The following is a 16,152-nucleotide window of genomic DNA, read 5'->3' as shown; positions in this document are numbered from 1 at the left end:
CCAGCATCGCTGACAGGTTAGCTCGAGCCATCAGGCGGCCCCCTGCTTCATCGGCTGGTTTGCCCAGATCGCCATGAGCTCGAGGGCCACGTGGGTGTAGTCGAAGATGGCGTTGGCGTTCTGGCGCGTATCGGGATACTGCGTAACTACCTTGCCCTCAAGCGGAGCATCAGCATGTGCCGCGTAGTGTCGAACGTGCTGCCTGAAGCGCGGGAGCTTAAGTCCTTCGTCTACGAGCGCCTCCCAATCTTCGAGCTGACCAGCTCGTCGTCTATCGATCTTGCTTAGCAGTACGCGGAAGTCGAGTCCTCTCGGGGCGATGTGTTGCTTGATGGTTCGGATCATGGCCGGGGTGTTCAGCGGCTCAGGGTTGAGCGGCAAAATCACAAAGTCGGACACATCGAGCACTGCTGACAAGACTCGCGTGTCCTCAAGACTGCCGGGGGTGTCGACAAAAATCGTGTCGTAAGACAGCTCACGCAGGCGCGCGAGATTGGAAGGGTCAACGTCGGCCGCGAAATCGAAGGGAAGCCCCTCCCCCGCGTTCTCCGCCCACCATGTCGTTGATCGCTGCGGATCCACGTCGACGACAAGCACTCTCGAGTGCTTCGACATGACTGCGGCGAGGTTCATGGTGGTCGTCGTCTTGCCAACCCCACCCTTTTGCCCCACAAGGCTCACAATGCGCATGTGCTGATTCAAGCTCACTAGTGAGATCTAACGTTGCACCCTGTCGGCGTGTTGACTCTGCAAGTCCCGAACTTACAGAGTCTGTATGTTCTTCCACTGACCTCGCCAGCGCCGCGAGCTGACGCACGCTACGCCCAGCGACCAGCAGGGTCGCAGGGAGAGATGCTCGCTGAGCCGTCGATCCTAGGGAGCTCAGGCGCGGGCGATCGGACTGCAGGAATCCTTGGATTGCGCACCTCGCACCTGAAGATGCCTACCAACGTAGTTGGCGGGCCCCTGACTTTTGGGAACACTCCAAACGGGCTTCTGCAGACACCGGCGGCAGCAACGACGTCCCTCCTTAAGTCTGTAACTTCGGAACTCCGTGCCTACGCTTGGCTGTGTCGTTCATTAGCGTGCAGGCAGAAACTTTGTAACTTCCGAACTCTGTAAGTTGTGTTCTTGCTGCGAAGTCGGTCTGCACGAGCGCACGCCTGATACTCCGGAACTCCGGAACTCCGGAAGTCCGGAAGTCCGGAAGTCCGGAAGTCTGTAACTCTGTAAAAATGCAATAGCGTGTGCCTGCACAGTGCTGCGATAGGCCCGTCGAAATTGACTGTCCTTGTGGCTCTGGAGGGGCGAGTCGCGAGGGTGTGGGTCGTCTAAACTCTGTAAGTCCGTAAGTTACTGAGTTGCAAACTCGGCATGAGCTACCTGAAGGCGGGCGGGGGGTGGGGTGCTGCCCGTGTCCATGCGCCACCCGAAGGGCCGTACAGGAGCTCTGACGCTAATGTCAGGATCACCGCAGTCCCGACCGCCGATCGAGCAAAGATCGGCCAGCTAGGTAGGGTCTGGGCGTCTCGCCCTGGCTAAGACTCGCATAACTACAGAGTTACAGAGTTAAGACACTCCTGCGCCCTGCTCAAGAGGTCACGGGGGAGGGGCAGTGTCGTGGTCGCCCGAGTTCGGTGACTGGCCAGGCGTCGGCCCGGCAGGGGCTGCTGGCGGCGCCTCATTTGCGGACTGGTGATCTCGACCAAAACGGTCTGATTCCATCTCGAAAACCTAATGCTTTCTGATGCAGTCCTTGTGGTCTCATTCGACCACTAGGTCTGCCCTCCACCGTCGACGGACACATCCACAACAGGTATGCAGGCACCTGCGGTGGCTCCCTCTGCTCGATCAAGTGTTCTTCTTACGGCCCTACCACCCGGTGGCGTTACCGTGGGAGTGTACGCACTGACCGGAGTCAGTCCACTTCTTCTCTCTCGACGGAGGCTGTCATGACCTCTCCCGAAGCACCGTCCACGCCCCAGTACACGATCCGCCAGCTCGACCAGCCCGGGGACCTCGCCTGGGTGCTGCTCACTCACAAGATCTTCTCGGACTCCTTCGAGGACAGCCGTACCTACGAACGTCTTGTCGCGCACGCCATCGAGGGCTACGCCTCCGTCGAGGAACGCGAGCGTGAAGGAGCATGGATCGCCGAGCTCAACGGAAGACGCGTGGGATGCATCTTCTGCATGCCCGGAGAGGAAGGAGAAGCCGCACTCCTGCGGCTGCTGATCGTCACACCCGACGCGCAGCGCCTCGGCATCGGCCGGGCGCTCGTCGACACTGGTGTGGACTTCGCCCAGACACGAAAGGCAACACACGTAGAGGTCTGGAGCGCCCGTGAGTTCACTGCCGCCGCTGGCTTCCTCCAGAGCGCCGGCTTCTCCCTGCTCTCTCAAGAGATCGACCCACGATTCGAACGAGACGTCGTCGGCCAGCGATGGGCTCGCCCCCTCGAAGCTTTCTCCACGCGATGACTGGCGGACTCCCGCCGCCACCGCCTTCGGCCTATCGCCACTGGCGTTGAACGTGAGGTCTGCTGCGTGACGGTCTCCATCGTGAAGATCACCGGCTCCGCAACTATGGACGAAATTCTTCACGACCCCTGTTGTCCTGAGACGCCGCGGTGGTGAGACAGGTGCGGCCCCGGATATCTTGTGCCAGGGAAGGGTTTCCGCGTCACGACGATGGTCCGGGCAGAATTTTGGTGATCGGTTTTCAGGCCCTTCGTTCGTTTGTTTGGGCGCTCACCGAGTCATCGAGTCGAGTTGTCGCCTTGATTGCTCAGAACGCTAAGGCGGGATCCCGCATCCACGTCGACTCGGCCCACGGCGCGCACCTCGGCATCTCGAAGCCGGTCCACAAAATGGTCCGAGCCAATCGGGTGGTAGATCGATGCCAGGGATACCCGAGAGATCCCGAGGTGTACCAGCGCCCTTTGGAAGGCGACGGTGGTGCTCGTTACAGGAACGCCGGTGATTTCCGCAAGCGTTCGGAGCTGATCCGCTGCACCGTCTCGCCCTTGCATGAAACTCGCGCTCGTCACCCCGAACATCGACACGTTCGGACGGGTCTCAGCTCCCATCAACGGTGGGAGCACCGCACGGAGGTGTTCTTCACTCCCGAGACGGCGAACAGCGTCGTAGCGGTCCGCAGTCCCCAAAGTCGCGAGGTCCTCCACATCGGTGGGCCAAGGGAAGTAGGTCGGTCGCACCTGCGCCGGCGGCACAGACCGGCGAGCGAGCTCTACGAAGTCATCTTCACCACTGTCCGGGGTGGGGTAGAGCAGATCGAAGACCAACACAAGAGCAGTCTCGCGCACGTCCCCTGGGGGCATCAACGTGAACTGCCGCCGCGTGTTCTTTGGCTTGACGGATGTCTCACTCTCATCCGCACCAGGGTGATGTCAGTCAGTCGCCGCTACGTCGTTGAGCGGCTCCGCGGGCGCCACACGCGGGCTCTGCGCGGTCGCGGTTCTGCTGCGCCAGTAGTTCCCCGAAGGCCCGGGCCTGGGTTTTCACGAGCCTGGGATCCTCGAGGACGCGGCAGGAGAACTCAACCGACGTCCACGTAAGCGTCCCGGCTACCGCACGCCCGTCGAAGTGCGCACCGAGCTACTCGACAGCATCAGTCCAGCCCGGTGTTGCGACCGCCACTTGAAACTGCCGACCGCATTGCCTGGTGGCAATCATCCGGAAAAGCATGCCACCGCGCGGCGTCAGTCTTCGTTCGCGTGGTCGTGCGGGGACAGCAAGCGGTGTGCGTAGGGCGGAAGCTCCGCGACCAGGACCACAACGACATCGCGCAGCTTCCAGTCGAGACGCAGGCACGCTTCGGTGAGCTGCGCGCATTCGATCAGGCCAGCATCGGCCGGGGCACGGGGAACGACGAAGACCTCCGCGTGCAGCTCATGGCCCTGATCCCGCAGGCGGCACCCGGTTCGCTCGACCCAGTCGTGGGCCGCGACGAGCGTGTTGAGTTCCGCGCCGAGCGGGTGGGGACGTTTCCCGTCGTAGGTGCGCGCCTGCTCGTCCATGAGGTCGAGCACGGCGATACGCAGGTTGCGCACACCGTCCCACATGATGCTCCCCGAGATGAAAAGAGCGGCCACCGAGTCGAGCCACCACAGCCCGAGCCCGATGCCGGCCACGCCGACTGCGGAGCCGACCGCGGTCTGCCAGTCCGCCTTGTTCATGTCCGCGTCGGCGTAGAGCACCTTGTCGTGCAGCTTAGCGGCGAGCTTGATCTTCTTGTGTCCGATGATCACCGGTGGCCAGGCGATGAGCAGCATGACGGCGATCATGAGCCACCCCAGCCACACGCGCTGCCCGAAGACCTCGATCGTGCCGATCGTCGGATGCTCGGCGAGGAGCAGACCGCTCCCGGAATCGACGATGAGGAACACCGCCATCGAGGTCAGCGCGATCCCGGACACGAGGTGACCGACTGCCACGGCGCGGTGATAGCCGTACGGGTGACTGATCGTCGCGGCCCGTCGACTGACACGCACAGCGATCAGGAAGGCGATGGGCGGGATGAAGGAGAGCAGATCCTCAAGCCAGGCGGCTTTCATCGCCTGCGAGTTCCCGAGCACGAGATAGACCAGGGTCACCGTCACCGCGAGGAAGGCGATCGTGATCCACTCGAGCCGAATGGCCTTGCGTCTCGCCTCGAGGTGTTCATCCGGGAGGTGCGTCATCGCGTGGCCTCAGCGAGATAGATCTCGAGCTCGGTCAAGAAGGCGTTCTCACCAGTGGGGACGAACATGACGTGGTGCACCGTCGAACCGTCAGGGGCCAGCGTCTCCAGGTACGTGTCAGTGGCTCCCGCTTCCTCTGCGTAGGGGGAATCATCGCGGAACCCGGCGATCGCGAGATCGAGGTTCCCGTCTTTCAGTCCTTGGACGAGTGCTGCTTCCGATCCTGGGGTCCAGACGATGGTCGCGTCGAGATGATCCGCGAACCCGCGCACCAGGTCCGCCTCGACACCGCTTGGCTCCTCACCCGCCTCGATACCGGTATGGGGCGGATTGTGGGAGATGCCCACACGCAGCTCACTCCCACGAACCCGATCGAGTGTGCCGTCAGGGTCGCTCGGCACACTGATGGAACACCCGGCGAGAAGGACAGTGCTCAACGCCAGAAGAGTCCAGGTCCGCAACAGCGACCTCACCGTCTGCACCATGCCCCGAGCATAGGACTCCCCGCGCCCGGTAGCCAGGTTCCGGCCCTGCAGGGGCAGACTGGGCGTCAGGAGATCTCCGCTGAGGTTTGAGGATCAGCTGATGAGCGCGTCGATGGCTTGCCGCAAAGCTGGGAAGCGGACCCTCGAGGCAACGGGTGCTCGTGCGCGGGTCGCGAGCGAAGGTCGGTCCGTGGGTGTTTCGGTTCCTGCTGCCGACTCCCGTGGGTCCACGTCAAGCCGTAGGTGCGCTGGATTCTGCTGCTCTAGCGTGTTCGCATGAGGAAACACGACGATCTGGACCTTGTCGAGCTCATCGCAGGCCTACTGGAGGCGGACGGCCGCTCGTTGGCCGTAGCTGAGTCGCTCACGTGCGGACGGCTGGTCTCAACCCTGGGGCGTGGGTCGGACACGAAAACCTGGCTTCGCGGCGGGGTCGTGGCGTATCAAGCGGAAGTGAAGCAACGTGTGCTCGGCGTGACACCAGGACCGGTCATCACAGCACGCTGTGCGGAAGAGCTCGCCATCGGCGCGGCGCAATTGTTCGCAGCCGACGTGGCGATCTCCACGACCGGTGCAGGTGGTCCAGGCCCCGAGGAAGGGGAGCCGGCGGGAACGGTGTACCTCGGCTGGAGTGTCGACGGAGCCGTGGGGAGCATGCGCTGCGATTTCGATGGTGACCCCGACGGCATTCTGAGCCAGACGGTCCACGCGGCACTGCAGCAGCTCGAGGCCCTGCTCCGCGACTAACGACCTGTGAGTCGGGCCGCGGCCTGGGTGCGGAGACCATATTGTGCCGTCCTGTTCGGACGACGCTGCCCGCCCCGACCGTGGCCGTCGGTCATCGCAACGCGAGGGCCGCGGCGACCGCCCCGATGCCGGCGACGATCAGGGCGCCGCCGATGAACAGCACCCACACTGGCATGGTGCGGCGTGCGTAGGCATCCCAGTAGCGGGCGCTGAGTCGCCGTCGCCGTTGCATCGCGCGCCGCTCTGCGGGTGTTTCCTGGTCATTGTCCATTCGAGCGTTCCTTTTTTACCAGTGGGCGGCCACGCATCGCTCGCGAGCTGCGCTGGATCGTGCGGGGCAACTGTGCGGTGCGGAGCGTCAGGCCCTCACGTATCCGCGTCGCGTCGGCAACGAAACGGTTCGTCGCCAGGGGCTCAACACCCGACTCGGACGGATTCAAGCGCCGAGGATGCGAGCGACGATCAGGAGGCCGGCTCCTGGAGTTGCATGAGGATCCGCCGAAGATGCATCGCGGTGAAGACACCCGGACCCATGCTGCTGCCCTCCGACGCTGTTCCTTCATTGACAGTCTGCACGAGCTGACGGACAGCCCTGGCAGCGACACCGCTCGTACGGTGTGCGGCAGCGCTTGCGTCCTTTATGCCTCGGCCGTGCTCGATCGCGTCCGCAACCGCCGCACAGGCCTCATTGAGAGGCGCCTCGAGCCCTGGTGACAATGCCAAGGCGCCGGGGCGTTCCCAGACGGCGTCGGCGAGTACGGCAGAGATGTCTCGCACGTGGAAGGCGAGGCTCTCGAGGATGCGCAGTCGCTCGTGGTCGCGGCGAGCATCGTGTCGATGCAGCAGTGCACGGGGATTGCCCTTGCGGCTCTCGTCCGCGTCCGCGAGTTCTCGCCGAACATCATCGACGGTGCGCTGCAGGGCTGCGATGCTGCGTGTCCATTCTTCGTGCTGCAACGGCTGCGGGGCCGTGACTGCGGTGCCGATCGTGCGGAGATGGGTCGCGAGTTGCGCTTCGAGGGCGTCCACGCGAGCGCTCGCCGCGGCGCTGGAAAGTCGAGGCGCGATCAGGACGTTCACGAGTAGGCCGACGAGTACTCCCACGGCCATCTGGACGAGGTACCCGAGCGAGTATGAGTCGGCGTCCTGCCCGCCGATGATGAGGACGAATAGCGCTGCCATCGGCACGTACTCGCGACCTGCTCCGAACCATCCCGTCCCGGAGAGCAGCGTCCCGATCCCCACGATGATGGGGATCGACCACCAGTTCGGTCCGACCGTGATCAGCACCAATGTGGCGAGACCGATACCGACCGCGAGCCCCAGCAGGGTTTGCACCCCCGTCTTGGCGGAACCCATCAGCGTCGGGTACATGCTTACCAGTGCACCCAGCGGCGCGTAGTAGGGGTACTGGTCCGTAACGCCGGGCATATGCGGTGCGATCGCCCAGGAGATGCCGATCGCGAGCACGGTCTTGCCCGCAAGCAGCAGACGGGACGGGGCTACCGCGGCTCGAACGCCGCGAACGGTTCGATTGGGAAGCGAGCCAACCATGCTCCGCACTCTACCGACGGGCCCAGTGCGGCGTTTGTCAACCCACGGTCGTTGCCACAGGGCACTGTGTTCTGATCGGGACCGAACGCGGATTATCGATGACTTGGGTTTCTCAGATCTCATCGTTTACGTCAATGGGGTGTCTGCGCTGCTCGAGATTGAGTTAGCTGGTTTCAGAGTTTCGACGGCAGGTGAAGATGAACTTTGTGGTGTATATCAACGGGCACGAGCACTACGTGGCCCGCTCCGCAATCGCGGCGTTGCGCGGTCGTATTCTCGATGCTGTCCGGGCCGGGGGTGCTTTCGTGAACGTGACCGAGCTTGCACACACCGACAGCGTTGAACTGATCACGCCGGCGACCCCGGTCCGTATCGAAGCTGCCCCGGAGCCGATCACCGCGCACGACGACGCTATTTCTACAGACACTGCCTACTACGACTTGGAACGCTGGGATCCACCCGAATGGCTCGGCCCGCTCAGCGACTGAGACTTCGCGCCCTTCGGTGTGGTTCTGCGTTGGCTGCTGAGGTGGGCAGCAGCACGCTCGGTCTGCGGTTCGGCGGTGAGACGCATTCCGGTATGCGAGTCAGCGGTGTCTACGATCGCGTGCAACCAGTCGGCGTTGATGGTCGGCGGGCGGCTGCCGAGAAACCGGAACCGCAGCTCGATCGACGGCGATATCCACAGCGTCTCGCGACCCCCACCCCGCGACACAGGACGCGGGTGGGAGAACGCGAAGCTCTGCCCGACACGAAGCAAACTCATCATCGCAATCTTCAGATGGGCGAGCCCACGATCGTTGATTTCCACGGAGTGATCGCTGCTGCCGTAGTAAAGAAATCCCAAGACCAACCCTTTCCACCATCCTCAGGAACCGAACGGGTCGAGAGCCCGTCCGCTTGGAGCGTTCGCTGAGGCCAGCATGGCCGTAGCCACTGCTGCTGCTTTTTCTTCCAACAATTCTCGCGCCCAACCGCAAAATCGCCTCAAGTCTTGACCTTTCGCCGCACGGCGCACTCAGATACAGGCCGCGGCGCCGACCCTCGCCGTATAAGCGTGGCGTCGCGCTTCGTCAAGCACTGCGCTGGATCGGAGGGTGCGTGCGTAGGGTCCAGATCATGAGCCAATACGACAAGAAGAACCCTGTCGACCTCTACCCGATCCCGCCGTTCCCCGAGCAGGAGCAATCGCTCCCCGGTCTCGCGCGGAAGATGACTCCGAAACCGGACCACGGTGAGCAGAGCTACGTGGGGCTCGGGCGTTTGAAGGGGTTCCGCGGCGTCGTGACCGGTGGAGACTCCGGAATCGGCCGCGCCGCGGCCATCGGCTTGAGCCGAGAGGGTGCCGACCTCGTCATCACCTACCTGCCGAGCGAGCAAGCTGACGCGGAAGAGGTGCGGGATCTCCTCGAGGCCGAGGGGCGCAAGGTCGTGCTCATTCCCGGGGACATCAGCGACGAGCAGTTCTGCCGGACCCTCATCGATCGGGCGGTCGAGGAACTGGGCGGCCTGGACACGCTGGTGATGGTCGCGGGCCACCAGGAGAGCCACGGCGACATCGCCACGATGACAACCGCGAGCATCGACCAGACACTGAAGACGAACGTGTACTCCCTGTTCTGGCTCACCCAGGCTGCTCTGCCGCACCTCGAGCCGGGGTCCTCGATCGTGACGACCGGGTCGATCCAAGGTGCTGAGCCGTCCCCGGACAAGCTGGACTACGCGCTCACGAAGGCAGCGATCGGCGTGTTCACCGCCGGACTTGCGCAGCAGCTCGCGTCGAAGGGCATCCGCGTGAATTCCGTTGCACCGGGCCCCGTGTGGACGCCGCTGCAGCCCGCCTCCCAGGACGGGGAGCGAGTGGCGCATTTCGGTGAGGAAGCACCGTATGGCAGGCCTGGGCAGCCAGCGGAACTTGCGGCGGCTTACGTGCACCTCGTGAGTCCGGAGTCGAGCTATACGAGTGGAGCGACGATCACGGTCGCCGGAGGGACCCCCGCCTTCTGAGTCGGGTTGAGAGTGGCACCCAGCACGAGTACCCGAGCGGTCCCGGCGCTGACTGAGGTTCAGCTTCGGGAACCCACCCGCCTGAAAAGTTCTCTTCACGGGAGCAGTCGACGAAAGCTCCGCCGCCCCGGGCCATGACGATCTTTGAGTTAGCAGGCGTCATCCTGATCATCGAATTCGCCATGCTCTGGATCTGCCTCGTCGGGGCAGCAATCGGGAACATCGCATTCATGGCCTACCGGCGCTGCGCTTACCATGTGCGCTTGGTCAGTTCAAGGCTTTCTGGTTTTCAGGTGCCTTCGAGACGCTGGTCCTCTACGGACGAGGAGGTCCTCATGAAATCTCACCAGCCTCAGACGGTCGCGGGGGTAGCGGCCGCAGACCGCGTTCCTGGCGTCATCGACGTTCGCGAGTCGTTCGTCGATGCTCCGCTGCGCGCAGAGCTTCGCGAGCTGCTCTGGAACGTGGAATATCCGGCATCGGGGGAGGACCTGCTGCGCGAGGCGGTTCGCCGCCGGTTGTCGCCGCAGGCCATCCGGGTTCTGCAGAACACCCGAGGTCGGTCCTTCGACGGGTGCCACGCAGTGTGTCGTCGTCTGCACATCTGACGCCCGGGCAACACCGGCTGCCCTTCGTTGTTGAACGCCCCGAGCAGAACCGAGACCGAGTGTCTACCTGCTGCGGTCGCGCATGTCGTGCCCTTGCGGGCACAGAGCACTCTCTGAGTGAGGGGTGGAGGTGTCCTGATCAGGGTCGGTTCATGCCTCGCGGCGGTCGCGGAACTGAGAACCACGTCCGTCGATGCGAGCGCGTAGAGCTGATGGGCAGCGTCCCGTCGGTGGTGGCGTGCTGGTGCTAGCTGGCACTCTTATGCGTGGGATCTACGAACTCCGGGGTGCTCTGGGCTGAGCGATGCCGGCTACTCCTGCGCGTACCGCTTCGGGGGATGCCACCAGGCCCCGAATGTGGCGTTCCAGGATTCGGGTTCGAAGGGGCTGTGGCCACCGGCAGGGTAGTTGGTGAGCTCACCGAACACCACTCGATCCGGCAGGTGGTACAGGTCGACGCGCACGAAATCGGTGTCGGCGCCAAGCGCCGCGGCGACGTCGAGCATCTCCGCGAGGCGGGCGGGAGCTGCAGGTGTCGGAGTCTGCCAGGGGAGCCCGCCGGACATGCTGATGCGCTGCCAGTCGGGGGTGAAAAAGTCCTGCGTGCGCTTCCCGAAGCGTCCGCCGTCGACCTGCACGTACCGCACCTGCCCGTGGAAGACGAAGAACTTGAAGTCCTCGGGTACCTCCCCATCGGGGCCGATGAGGCACTCCTCGATGATGACTCGGCGTGGCACGTGCCCGTAGACCCATTCGCGGTTCGGGCCCTGGCCGTAGAGCTTCGCGACCCACTGCTCGCCAATCCGCACGAGCTGCTCGCGGTCGACTGTTTCGGGGCGCACGTGCGAGTACACCCACCCCCATTCCGGACGAGGTAGCCGGGCGTCTGCGGGAGCTGCGGGGGAGACAACGACCACTGCACCGGATCCGTGGGTGGGCTTCACGACGTACGCGTCCGGCAGGTCCAGGTCGGCCAGGTCGGAAGGGTCATCGACGATGGCGTAGGCGGCGGGCAAGTAGTGCGCGCCGACGCGTTCCGCGACATGGTCGCGCACCGCCGCCTTGTCGGCAAACGTCACCAGGAGCGGTCGCCGGTCGCGGAGCATCTTGTATTTCACCTTGTCGGTGAAGGTCGCCGGTCGCGCAGTCCGCGCGAGCCGCCAGAGCCGAACCAGTCGGCTGTGTTCGCGCCACCGCCTCGCTCGTCGCCGCAGCGCCCTCACTCCTGGACTCCGGCAGTCGGCTTGCGCGAGCCGCGGGCGGTGCGCAGCGCTACATAGATGAGGACACCGGCGGTGACGAGGAGGCCGCCGCGCAGCCACACGTCGCCGCTCTGTTGGGTGAGGAGGGGGACACCGGAGATGATCGCGAGCGGCGGCCAGGTGATACCACCCACCTCGCCCGCGGTGGGTCCAACGAGGGCGGAGACGCCTGCGCCGAGCACGTCGCCGAGGATGACGAGGATGAACGCGAACAGCAGCGCCCCGGTCACGTTGCGTTTCGGCGTGAAGGAGGCCTGTGGTGGTGTGGACATGAGGGCTTCTTATCTCGACGGTGGCGCAGGGCGGGCAACGGTGTGCGGTGTCCCCGGTCCTTGATCGTCGCACGCCAGCGTCAGCAGGCCCGGGCCCTTGCGGTGCAAGTGCCGGCAGGTATAGCGCACCAAACCCGCGGTCGCCACAACGTCACCAGGGGAGACGCGGCACTCGTGCGCGGCTCCTAGTGGAAGGTCTCCCGCTGCAACGCAAAAACCGTCGCCGTGGAGACCGAGTACAGCCGGCGGCCTCGCGGCCGCCGCGAGGGGGGACGCAGCCCCTCGCGCACCCCCGAGCACAAGAGGCTCTCCTTCAGGTCGCGAAGGATGCCGCTGCGCGGCCAGCATCTTTCTCACGCCTGCGGCGTTCGTTCTTTTGCCTGGAAGCCTGCGGCGATTGTACGGACGCTCCATTGCGCACAAGCCGCGCTGCGCGCGGCCAGCTCCGCCGAGATTTACGACCCGCGGTCGCTTCGCTCCCTCATTTCGGGCCGAAATTCTCTCCCCCGCCGCCCTGGCGGGTTGCTGCTCCACTCCTCGTCCTGATCGGCACTGCGTGCCTTCCAGGCAAAAAAACGATGGAGAGATGAGGAGTCATCATGAACAGTTCCACAGCCACCGAGACGGCCGCCGAGATGGGGGAGCGGACGCGCAGCGTCCTCACGATCACCCACACCCATGAGGCCGGAACGATGATCGAGGGCACCGCCCGCGGCGACGGCAGCGCCGCGGTCCTGAAGGACCAGCGCTGGCGCTGGAGCCGGAATCTCGGGGCCTGGTATGTGCCGCAGAGCCGGGACCGCAGCCCCAAGCACCACGTGATCCGCCCGACCGTGGCAGCGCTGGAGGCGGCAGGGTTCGAGGTCATCACCGAGCTCGACGAAACCGTGCGCAGCGCTGCCGAGGTCGACGCGGCCCGCACGGAGCGCGCGAACGACCGTGCCGCAGCGCTCGACGCCAAAGCCGACCGCAAGGCCAACGAAGCCGCAGCGGCTGAGCTGCGCCGACAGGCCGACTACAACCGGCTGCCCGAGGGCGGGGAGCCCATCAAGATCGGGCACCACTCCGAGGCGCGCCACCGCCGCGCCCACGACCGCGCCTGGTCAAGCCTGGGCAAGAGCGTCGAGGCCGACCGCGCCGCCGAGGAAGCCGAACGCCGCGCGAAGATCGCGGCCAGCGCCAACGGAGCCCGCCACAACCCGGTCACGGTCGCCAACCGAATCGAGAAGCTGCAAGCCGACGAGCGACGCATGCAACGCCGCATCACGGAGCAGACCTACTCCTACGAGCACGGCTACCAAGACGCGACGCCCGAGAAACGAGCAGCCCGCGCGGAAGCCCTCGCACAGCCCCTCGCGGAGCTCCGAGACCAGATCGAGTTCTGGGAAGGCATCCGCGCGGAACAGATCGCGAGCGGGCAGGCGACCGACTACGGCCGCCACAACGTCACGAAAGGGGACGCCGTGCTCGTGCGCGGCACCTGGTGGATCGTGGCCCGCTGCAACGCCAAGACGGTCGCCGTGGAAACCGAGTACAGCTGGACACATAAGACGCCCTGGCACGAGGTGCAAGACCACCGCACGGCCGCGCAGCTCGAAGAGGCCCGAGCGAAGACGGCAGCCGCCGAGGTGGCGTAGCCGCCCTGGGTGCGGCGCGGGGAGACCCCAGCCGCACCCAGGCAGCGTGGCGGCCGCCGCGAGTGGGGACCCTCGCGCACCCCCGGCCAACAAGCGGCTCCCTGCGGTCGCGAGGGATGCCGCTGCGCGGCCAGCATCTTCCTCACGCCTGCGGCGCTCGTTCTTTTGCCTGGAAGCCTGCGGCGATTGTACGGACGCTGCGTGGAGCACAAGCCCGCTGCGCGGGCCAGCTCCTCCGAGACTTTCGACCCGCGCTCGCAAGCTCGCTTACTCCGGTCCGAAACTCTCTCCACCCGCTGCCCTGCGGGTTGCTGCTCCACTCCACGTCCTGATCGACACTGCGTGCCTCCCAGGCAAAAAAACGATGGAGAGATGGAGACCCACATCATGGAACGTCCCACAGGAGCCGTCGCGATCAAGCTCGACGCAGACATCCTCCTGAACCGCGCTCGCGCGGCCCAGGCCGCACGCAACCCGCGGTTCGTGCCCGAGGCACTGACCCACGGCCCCCGCCCCCAAATGCTGATCGTCGTCGACCACGGCACGGCCGCCGTCATCAACGGCGAAGGCGTGGGCGAGGTGGAGCAGGACTTCGACCGCATCGACGTCTGGTTCGCCCGCTACGGCGCATGGGAGACCGTGCCGCTCAGCCTGGCCGACATCAACGACGCCGCGACCGAGGAAACGATCGACCTCGCAGACGGCATCCGCCGCTTCGGTGACCGCCTCGACATGAACTTCTTCCGCTGGTTCGGCCGCTACGACCGCGACCACCAGCCCGCCTAACCGGCGAGACGGCGAGGGCCGCGTGCTCTGGAAAACCGGCCCTCGCAGCATCCACAGATTGCCACATCGAGAGGACTCGAATCATGCTTGAACTCATCACCCCCACTGCCACACTCACCGCAGACACTGACGTCGAGCTCGCGAGCCGCTGGGCCGCGCTGGAGCACGGCGAGGCATGGGACGAAACCTGCGGCCCGTTCATCGAGCACACGACCGTCTGGGAGTACGTCGAGGCGCTGGAGCTCGTGCGAGACGGCCACGTCGACGACCACGCGCTGACGGAGATCGCGGGAGGTGCGCGATGACGCTCGTCGGCCGCAACGAGGACAGCTCCGGGGTCTACGAGATCCACCAGGAGGGCGCCGCGCTCATCACGTACACGGGCTCGAGCCCTGACGAGCTCCAGGAGCTCGGCGTGCAGCAGCTGCGGCCCGTCGACGCCGGTAGCGTCGAACAAGACGACGCGCACTGGTACGAGTACGGGGTGAACGGCCACAGCTGCGGCATCTACGAAGGCGACGGATTCGCCCGCATCGACGGCATCACCTACGAACTCCACTAACCACACACACACCGCGACGACGCCGAGGAGGGCACATGTTCACGCAGATCACCCGCACCGGGAACCTCACCAAGGCCCCGACCCTGTTTCGCGACCAGGACGGCGGCAAGTACACGTACGCGAGCATCGCGTGCTCGCGCCGCTTCAAGGACAAGGCGACGGGGGAGTGGCAGTCCGGTCCCCGCATCGTCTACGACGTGCACGTGACCGGGAACCTCGCCGCCGCCGTCGTCGACCTCGCGACGCGCTGCGGGAACGTCGCCCTGGAGTTCACCGGCCGCCTCATCGAAGAAGCCGACGAGACCGGCGCAATTCGCCAAAAGGTGTACGCCGACAACGTGACCGTGAGCCTGCGCGGCCAGAACGTCACCGTCGAGCGCCCGAAGGGCAAACCGCGCCAGGGGCCGGACCTCGCCGCCGAGGCCAGCAGCGCATGGGAAGAGCAGTCAGACTGACTAGCTCCCGGTCCGAGTCGCCGGCCTCGCTGCGGGCAGCTCGGGCGAGGGGGCACCCCTCGCGCACCCCGCCGAGATCGCACGTCTGCACGCGCGCCCCCGGCCTCCTCATGTGTGCGCAGTGCAAGACCTACGAGTACGTGGTGCGTGAGTTCGCGGTGAATATTCAGGAAGAAACTTCCGCCGGATCGACGGCGCTACTTCCTTGCTCGACCGCCCCGTAGAGCCCCCTGAGCGGCCGCGGAAACTTCCTCCAGGCCTGTCGATAGTAGGAAGGGTAGGTGTTCTTCTCCGCGTCCGGCGACGCGCCATTTTCGGGCGTATGTCTGGGGCAGCAAGTAGGATTAGAGCAGTAGCCGTCATCAGGCAGGGGCGGCTTCCCTCAACGAGAAAAACCCCGGTGCTGGAACACCGGGGTCAGACTCTGCGAGGCCTGGTGGCCGTGCGTGGAAACGTATATTTCCGTGATCCAACTTCACTGATTCTACGTGACATGACACGTGTTCTTCCAGTTGTACGTGTGTTGGTGATTTCACCAGCGCCTCTCCTGGTGATCGCGCGTCGCTCACCATGCCTGCCACCTCCTGCGTCATCGCGAGCGGGAAGGAGGAGCCCATGAAGAAGCCATTCTTCAAGCGCTTCTCGAAGCCGAAGGGAGTCTGGTGGGATCGAGGTCTGCGCGCTGCGCAGATCGCGGCCACGCTGCTTTTCGGCCTCGACATCATCTGAGGTCAGGTGACAGAGGTCAGGTCCTCTGAGATGAATCCCCTCCGCCCGGGGCCGAGGGGATTCATTGCCTGCGACGACGTCCACGCCCGATTGGTGGTCGGTCGTCATGTTGAGCGGGCAGGAGGTCGTCTGCCGTGTTGCAGAGGAGCTTCCTCCGCGCACTTCATCCCAGGGGTGGGGATGGCGGTGGCTTCCAACGAGTGCGTTGTCGGAAGCCACCGCGGGACACCTCACCGAGCTGGACGTCGCGCGCACTTTGTCCCCTGACGCGTGTGCCGCATGCGACGGTCCGCACGAGGTTCCCCAACCGGTGCCGCTGAGTGAGGTGGGCCGTGGCCAGCATTCC

18 protein-coding genes and 1 pseudogene are annotated in these 16,152 nt (G+C 65.0%); 10 read left to right on the top strand and 9 right to left on the bottom strand.

The genetic code is table 11. The features are described 5' to 3' along the window. Positions 1 to 30: 30 nt before the first annotated feature. Entirely contained in the window at positions 31 to 690 is a 660-nt protein-coding gene (locus C5B99_RS17325) for a ParA family protein (RefSeq protein WP_104244398.1), read from the bottom strand. Between the two features lie 1,262 nt (positions 691 to 1,952). On the opposite strand from C5B99_RS17325, the gene C5B99_RS17320 reads away from it, so the two are divergent. Further along, entirely contained in the window at positions 1,953 to 2,480 is a 528-nt protein-coding gene (locus C5B99_RS17320; RefSeq protein WP_104244396.1) for a GNAT family N-acetyltransferase, read from the top strand. A gap of 278 nt (positions 2,481 to 2,758) precedes the next feature. Here C5B99_RS17320 and C5B99_RS17315 read toward each other — a convergent pair whose 3' ends face one another. The 3 genes from C5B99_RS17315 to C5B99_RS17305 all read right to left on the bottom strand — a co-directional run bounded on the left by C5B99_RS17315 (position 2,759) and on the right by C5B99_RS17305 (position 5,049). Continuing rightward, entirely contained in the window at positions 2,759 to 3,307 is a 549-nt protein-coding gene (locus C5B99_RS17315; protein WP_146082041.1) for a hypothetical protein, read from the bottom strand. 414 nt (positions 3,308 to 3,721) lie between these two features. Next, on the bottom strand, positions 3,722 to 4,702 hold the full coding sequence (locus tag C5B99_RS17310) for a cation diffusion facilitator family transporter (RefSeq protein ID WP_104244392.1): 981 nt from the start codon (positions 4,700 to 4,702) through the stop codon (positions 3,722 to 3,724). Beyond that, positions 4,699 to 5,049: a transporter substrate-binding domain-containing protein gene (locus C5B99_RS17305; RefSeq protein WP_258063541.1), complete on the bottom strand. Its 351-nt coding sequence runs from the start codon at positions 5,047 to 5,049 to the stop codon at positions 4,699 to 4,701. The genes C5B99_RS17310 and C5B99_RS17305 overlap by 4 nt, the downstream gene beginning before the upstream one ends. 414 nt (positions 5,050 to 5,463) lie before the next feature. Here C5B99_RS17305 and C5B99_RS17300 point away from each other — a divergent pair, with 414 nt between their 5' ends. Beyond that, positions 5,464 to 5,934, top strand: coding sequence for a CinA family protein (locus C5B99_RS17300; RefSeq protein ID WP_104244388.1), 471 nt, complete (start codon positions 5,464 to 5,466; stop codon positions 5,932 to 5,934). A 91-nt stretch (positions 5,935 to 6,025) separates the two neighbouring features. On the opposite strand, the gene C5B99_RS17295 is transcribed toward C5B99_RS17300, so the two are convergent. Next, positions 6,026 to 6,205 (bottom strand): hypothetical protein, encoded by a 180-nt coding sequence (locus C5B99_RS17295; protein ID WP_104244386.1) that lies wholly within the window; start codon positions 6,203 to 6,205, stop codon positions 6,026 to 6,028. A 191-nt stretch (positions 6,206 to 6,396) separates the two neighbouring features. Beyond that, complete coding sequence (locus C5B99_RS17290; RefSeq protein ID WP_104244384.1) at positions 6,397 to 7,488, bottom strand: aromatic acid exporter family protein; 1,092 nt, start codon at positions 7,486 to 7,488, stop codon at positions 6,397 to 6,399. Positions 7,489 to 7,679: 191 nt separating this feature from the next. On the opposite strand from C5B99_RS17290, the gene C5B99_RS17285 reads away from it, so the two are divergent. From C5B99_RS17285 to C5B99_RS17275, 3 genes are all read left to right on the top strand, one after another. Next, positions 7,680 to 7,976, top strand: coding sequence for a hypothetical protein (locus tag C5B99_RS17285; protein ID WP_104244382.1), 297 nt, complete (start codon positions 7,680 to 7,682; stop codon positions 7,974 to 7,976). A gap of 631 nt (positions 7,977 to 8,607) precedes the next feature. Next, positions 8,608 to 9,495: an SDR family oxidoreductase gene (locus C5B99_RS17280; protein ID WP_104244380.1), complete on the top strand. Its 888-nt coding sequence runs from the start codon at positions 8,608 to 8,610 to the stop codon at positions 9,493 to 9,495. A 134-nt stretch (positions 9,496 to 9,629) separates the two neighbouring features. After that, positions 9,630 to 10,103 carry a hypothetical protein gene (locus C5B99_RS17275; RefSeq protein WP_104244378.1) on the top strand — a complete coding sequence of 158 codons (474 nt, stop codon included), beginning with the start codon at positions 9,630 to 9,632 and terminating at the stop codon, positions 10,101 to 10,103. Between the two features lie 17 nt (positions 10,104 to 10,120). On the opposite strand, the pseudogene C5B99_RS19840 reads toward C5B99_RS17275, so the two are convergent. The 3 genes and pseudogenes from C5B99_RS19840 to C5B99_RS19785 all read right to left on the bottom strand — a co-directional run. Then, a pseudogene (locus tag C5B99_RS19840) lies at positions 10,121 to 10,213 on the bottom strand (hypothetical protein); the annotation flags it as partial. Positions 10,214 to 10,414: 201 nt separating this feature from the next. Further along, a complete protein-coding gene (locus tag C5B99_RS17270; protein ID WP_258063539.1) occupies positions 10,415 to 11,221 on the bottom strand; it encodes an ATP-grasp fold amidoligase family protein in 807 nt (268 codons plus the stop codon). A 101-nt stretch (positions 11,222 to 11,322) separates the two neighbouring features. Further along, positions 11,323 to 11,637: a hypothetical protein gene (locus C5B99_RS19785; protein ID WP_104244374.1), complete on the bottom strand. Its 315-nt coding sequence runs from the start codon at positions 11,635 to 11,637 to the stop codon at positions 11,323 to 11,325. Positions 11,638 to 12,236: 599 nt separating this feature from the next. On the opposite strand from C5B99_RS19785, the gene C5B99_RS17260 reads away from it, so the two are divergent. The 5 genes from C5B99_RS17260 to C5B99_RS17240 all read left to right on the top strand — a co-directional run bounded on the left by C5B99_RS17260 (position 12,237) and on the right by C5B99_RS17240 (position 15,077). Further along, a complete protein-coding gene (locus tag C5B99_RS17260; RefSeq protein WP_258063537.1) occupies positions 12,237 to 13,274 on the top strand; it encodes a DUF3560 domain-containing protein in 1,038 nt (345 codons plus the stop codon). Positions 13,275 to 13,661: 387 nt separating this feature from the next. Then, entirely contained in the window at positions 13,662 to 14,060 is a 399-nt protein-coding gene (locus tag C5B99_RS17255) for a hypothetical protein (RefSeq protein ID WP_146082040.1), read from the top strand. Positions 14,061 to 14,143: 83 nt separating this feature from the next. After that, positions 14,144 to 14,365, top strand: coding sequence for a hypothetical protein (locus C5B99_RS17250; protein WP_104244370.1), 222 nt, complete (start codon positions 14,144 to 14,146; stop codon positions 14,363 to 14,365). Continuing rightward, the gene (locus tag C5B99_RS17245) at positions 14,362 to 14,622 is read left to right on the top strand and encodes a hypothetical protein (RefSeq protein ID WP_104244368.1); all 261 of its coding nucleotides are present in this window, start codon (positions 14,362 to 14,364) and stop codon (positions 14,620 to 14,622) included. The genes C5B99_RS17250 and C5B99_RS17245 overlap by 4 nt, the downstream gene beginning before the upstream one ends. A gap of 35 nt (positions 14,623 to 14,657) precedes the next feature. Continuing rightward, complete coding sequence (locus tag C5B99_RS17240) at positions 14,658 to 15,077, top strand: single-stranded DNA-binding protein (RefSeq protein ID WP_104244366.1); 420 nt, start codon at positions 14,658 to 14,660, stop codon at positions 15,075 to 15,077. Positions 15,078 to 16,152: the final 1,075 nt, after the last annotated feature.

Origin of the sequence: Pseudoclavibacter sp. Z016, from assembly GCF_002931215.1 — a bacterium.
Taxonomy (GTDB): domain Bacteria; phylum Actinomycetota; class Actinomycetes; order Actinomycetales; family Microbacteriaceae; genus Pseudoclavibacter.
The sequence above is the reverse complement of the archived record's forward strand: the minus strand, read 5'-3'. Positions and strand labels throughout refer to the sequence as shown.